Origin of the sequence: Nocardioides sp., from assembly GCF_035547795.1 — a bacterium.
GTDB lineage: Bacteria > Actinomycetota > Actinomycetes > Propionibacteriales > Nocardioidaceae > Nocardioides.
In genome coordinates this window covers 1-4377 of record NZ_DASZUF010000162.1, presented here as the reverse complement: position 1 = coordinate 4377, position 4377 = coordinate 1, and the positions used below count along the sequence as shown (strand labels likewise).

The following is a 4377-nucleotide window of genomic DNA, read 5'->3' as shown; positions in this document are numbered from 1 at the left end:
CACCGTCTGCGCGCTCGCCGCCGTCGCGACCGGCGAGGTGGACCGGGTGACCGCCATCTACTACCTCTCCACGATGCTCGCGCTGGCCGGCGTCTGGCTGATCGTGCGAAGGCTGCCCTGGCCGCGGCTGCTGCTGGCCTGGCCGCTGATCCTGATGGTCGGCATGTCGGGCGCGGCGTACCTCGCGCCGCTGGCCACCTCCCTGTGCCTGGGCAGCCTGGTCACGGCGTTCCTCTTCGTCGGGCTCACCCAGCCGCGCGGCACCTCCCTGGTGCTGCTGCCGTTCGCACTGCTGACCATGGCGTTGGCGGGGCCACTGCCGCCCACCCAGGAGGCGGTCCGGCTGACCGTCGCGGGCTTCATCTGGATCTCCGCCGCCGAGCTGCCGGCCTGGCTGGTGTTCCGGCTGGGCAGCGCCCATGCCGACATGCGCCGGCTGGCCTCGACCGACTCCCTGACCGGGTTGGCCAACCGACGGATGTGGGAGGACCGGCTGGCGATGCTCCTGGACAGCAGCGCCGGCGCCGCGGTGCTGCTGGTCGACCTGGACCGGTTCAAGGACTACAACGATCGGCACGGTCATCTGGCCGGCGACGATCTGCTGGTGGAGTTCGCGCGCGTGCTGGCCGAGTTGACCCCCGAGGGCGACGTCGCCGCCCGCTGGGGCGGCGAGGAGTTCGCGATGACGCTACGCGACGCCGAGACCGCGATCGGAGTCGCCGAGCGGCTGCGCTGCAGCGTCCCGGCCGGTCAGACCTGTTCGATCGGGCTGGCAGTGGCGCGTCCGGGCGAGTCGGCAGACTCCATCATGCGGCGGGCCGATGCCGCGCTCTACCAGGCCAAGCGCGACGGCCGCAACCGGATCGTCGCCGTCGGCCCGGTCGGGGCCCGCCGCGGAACCGGCCAGATGTCCACAACCACGGCGACGGCCGGGCGCACGGGCCCGGAGAAGTAGCATTCCGCGTAGGAACGACCGGCCGGATGCCGATGGGAGAGTCATGTCGAGCGCCCCGTCGTACTCCGACGCCGGGGTACGGTCCTGGCACAACCGGGGCGCTGTCGGCACCATTCTGCTCGGCCTGATCTGCTATGCCGCCAGCATCACCACGCACGAGGCCGACTCGATCGGCTACTGGGCCTCGGACGTGCTGGTGGCCGCCGCGGCGTGGGTGCTGCTGCGGCGCCGGTCGCGCGAGACGCTCCTGGTCTGGCCGACCCTGGTGATCGTCGGGCTCTACGGCGCGCACGTCGCGGCGCCGCGCTCGGCGACGCTGTGCCAGGGCGCCATCGTGGTCGCCTTCGTCTTCGTCGGCCTGACCCAGCAGCGCTGGACCTCCCTGCTGGTCTGGCCGATCGCCGGGCTCGTCGCGTGGCAGTCCTACCAACTGCCCGTCGAGCAGTCCGTGGTGCGGCTGCTGCTCGCCTCGGCGGTCTGGCTGTGCGCGGCGGAGCTGCCGGCACTGCTGATCTCCCAGCTGCACCGCGCCCAGGCCGACTTCCACACCCTCGCCTCCACCGACGCCCTCACCGGCCTCGCCAACCGGCGGGCCTGGGATGACCGGATCGGCGAACTGCTGGCGGACCGGTCGCAGGTCGCCGTCCTGCTCCTGGACCTCGACCACTTCAAGACCTACAACGACACCCACGGCCATCTGGCCGGCGACGACCTGCTCGTCACCTTCGCGCGGGCCCTGGCGTCGTTGACCGGCCCGGGCGACCTGGTCGCGCGCTGGGGCGGCGAGGAGTTCGCGGTGGGGCTGCGCGACGCCGACACGGCCCGGGTCGTCGCCGAACGGCTGCGCCGATGCGTGCCGCGGGGGCAGACCTGCTCCATCGGGCTGGTGGTGGCCCGGCCGGGCGAGTCCTGCGCCGACGTCATGCGGCGTGCGGACGCGGCCCTCTACCGGGCCAAGCGCGAGGGCCGCGACCGGGTCGTCGCCGCCTGACCTGCGCGTCAGACCCGGTCGAGGAAGCGGTCTAACACCCGGGCGCCGAACTCCAGGGCGTCGAGCGGAACCCGCTCGTCCACGCCGTGGAACAGCCCGGTGAAGTCCAGGTCCGCGGGCAGCCGCAGCGGCGCGTAGCCGAACGTCTTGATGCCCAGCTTGGTGAAGTGCTTCGCGTCGGTCCCGGCCGACATCAGGTACGGCGCCACCGCGGCCTCGGGGTCCTCGGCCAGCAGGGCGGAGGTCATGGCGTCCACGATGGCTCCGTCGTACGGCGTCTCCCACGGCTTCTGGTTGGAGACGAAGTCGATGTCCACGCCCTCACCGCAGAGCTTGGCCAGTGTCTCGAAGAAGTCGTCCTCGTAGCCGGGCAGGAACCGGCCGTCCACGTGCGCGGTCGCCTCGGTCGGGATGACGTTGACCTTGTAGCCGGCCGCCAGCATGGTCGGATTGGTGACATGGCGCAGGGTGGCGCCGATCATCCGAGCGGCGGGGCCGAACTCCTCGATCAGGCTCTCCGCGTTCTCCGGGGTGGCCTCCGTGCCGACCAGGTCGGCCACGGCGGCCAGCAGCGTCTGCATGGTCGGCGTGAGGGTGACCGGCCACTGGTGGGCGCCGATCCTGGCCACCGCCGCGGCCAACCGCGCGACCGCGTTGTCGTGGTTGATCATCGAGCCGTGGCCGGCGGTGCCCCGCGTGGTCAGGCGCATCCAGGCCATGCCCTTCTCGGCGGCCTCGATCAGGTAGAGCCGGCGGCCGCGGATCGTGGTGCTGAAGCCGCCGACCTCGCCGATGCCCTCGGTCACCCCGTCGAACTCCCCCGGCAGGTCCTCGACCAGCCGCTGCGCGCCCAGGTGCCCGCCGGCCTCCTCGTCCGCGGTGAAGGCCAGCACCACCCGGCGCGCCGGCGGGCGGCCGGCCCGCTGCCGGGCCCGGACGACGCTGAGCAGCATCGCGTCGAAGTCCTTCATGTCGACCGCGCCCCGACCCCACAGGCTGAGCCCTCCGTGGGGGCAGTCGCGGATCTCACCGGCAAACGGGTCGACCTGCCAGTCCTGCGCCGCGGCGGGCACGACGTCGAGATGGCCGTGGATCAACAGCGCCGGCCGGCCGGTGTCCTCGCCCCAGTGGGCGACCAGCGACGTACGCCCCGGGACCGGCTCGTGCAGCACCGCGGAGATGCCGACCTCGTCGAGGAGCCCCGCGACGTGCTCCGCCGCCGCGCGCTCCCCCGGCCCCGGCTCGCCGCCGTAGTTGCTGGTGTCGATCCGGATCAGGTCACGGCAGATGTCGACGACCTCGCTGGTAGGCATGGCCCCTAGGCTACGGGTGTCGCCGGGGAACTTCCCGTAGTCGTGTAATACAGTATGGAAACTATGAAAACCGTCTTCGTGCGCTCCTACCTCGGCGCCACCGCACGCCCCGCCGCCCGCGAGGTCTTCACCCGGAACCTGCTCGGCGACAACCTCGGCAACCTGCTGTTCACCTACGCCGTCGAGCGCCAGCTCTCGGCGAGCACCGCGACCGTGCTCGCCGAGCCCACCCGTGGCCGCGGCATGGACCCGCACTGGCTGCAGGAGCACGTCGACCACGTGGTCATCCCGCTGGCCAACGCGTTCCGCTGGACCTTCCGCGAGCGGCTGGACGCGCTCAGCGGGCTCATCGAGCGGCTCGACCTGCCCGTCACCGTGATCGGCGTGGGCGCACAGGCGGCGGTCGACGGCACCTGGAACCCCAAGACCAGCGCCGAGACCGACACCGCGGTGCGTCGGTTCGTGTCGGCGGTCCTCGATCGCGGCCCGTCCATCGGCGTGCGCGGCGAGTTCACCCGCGACTACCTCCTCGGCCTCGGCTTCCCCGACGACGCGGTGCGGATCATCGGCTGCCCCTCGATGTTCCTGCGCGGAGGCGATGTCACGCTGCGCCCGGTGCCGGAGATCACCGCCGAGTCCCGGATCGCGCTCAACCTCTCGCCGTACGTCGCAGCGATGGGTCCGGTGATCCAGCACAACCTGACCCGCTACCCGCGACTGGACTACGTCGCCCAGGACGTACACTCGCTGGGCCTGCTGCTCGGCGAGGAGTACGGCGGCAAGGGCGCCGGCGACCCGCTGCTGCCCACCCATGCCGACCACCCGCTGATCGCGCACGGCCGGGCGTGGATGGCACTCAGCTCCCCCACCTGGCTGGCCGAGCTGGCCCGCTACGACTTCAGCTTCGGCACCCGGATCCACGGCAACATCGCCGCGCTGCTGGCCGGCACGCCCGCGTTCGTGCTGGCACACGACTCGCGCACCCTGGAGCTGGCGCGCTATCACGAGATCCCGCACCGGGTGATCGGCTCGCTGGCCGGCCCCTCGGGCGCGGACGCCGCCACCTTGGCAGCCGAGGCCGACTTCGGGCCGGCGGTGGCCAACCACGGCGAGCGGTT

At 72.3% G+C, this 4377-nt stretch carries 4 protein-coding genes; 3 read left to right on the top strand and 1 reads right to left on the bottom strand.

Translation table 11 applies throughout. From position 1 onward, the window contains the following. On the top strand, nucleotides 1–955 hold a 955-nt coding region (locus VHA72_RS11020; protein ID WP_325575141.1), incomplete at its 5' end, for a GGDEF domain-containing protein. A 43-nt stretch (nucleotides 956–998) separates the two neighbouring features. Beyond that, the gene (locus VHA72_RS11015) at nucleotides 999–1946 is read left to right on the top strand and encodes a GGDEF domain-containing protein (RefSeq protein ID WP_325575139.1); all 948 of its coding nucleotides are present in this window, start codon (nucleotides 999–1001) and stop codon (nucleotides 1944–1946) included. Nucleotides 1947–1954: 8 nt separating this feature from the next. Here VHA72_RS11015 and VHA72_RS11010 read toward each other — a convergent pair whose 3' ends face one another. Beyond that, entirely contained in the window at nucleotides 1955–3259 is a 1305-nt protein-coding gene (locus VHA72_RS11010) for a M20/M25/M40 family metallo-hydrolase (RefSeq protein ID WP_325575137.1), read from the bottom strand. 63 nt (nucleotides 3260–3322) lie between these two features. On the opposite strand from VHA72_RS11010, the gene VHA72_RS11005 reads away from it, so the two are divergent. Beyond that, nucleotides 3323–4377 (top strand): polysaccharide pyruvyl transferase family protein (locus VHA72_RS11005; protein ID WP_325575135.1); only part of this gene is annotated, 1055 nt, incomplete at its 3' end.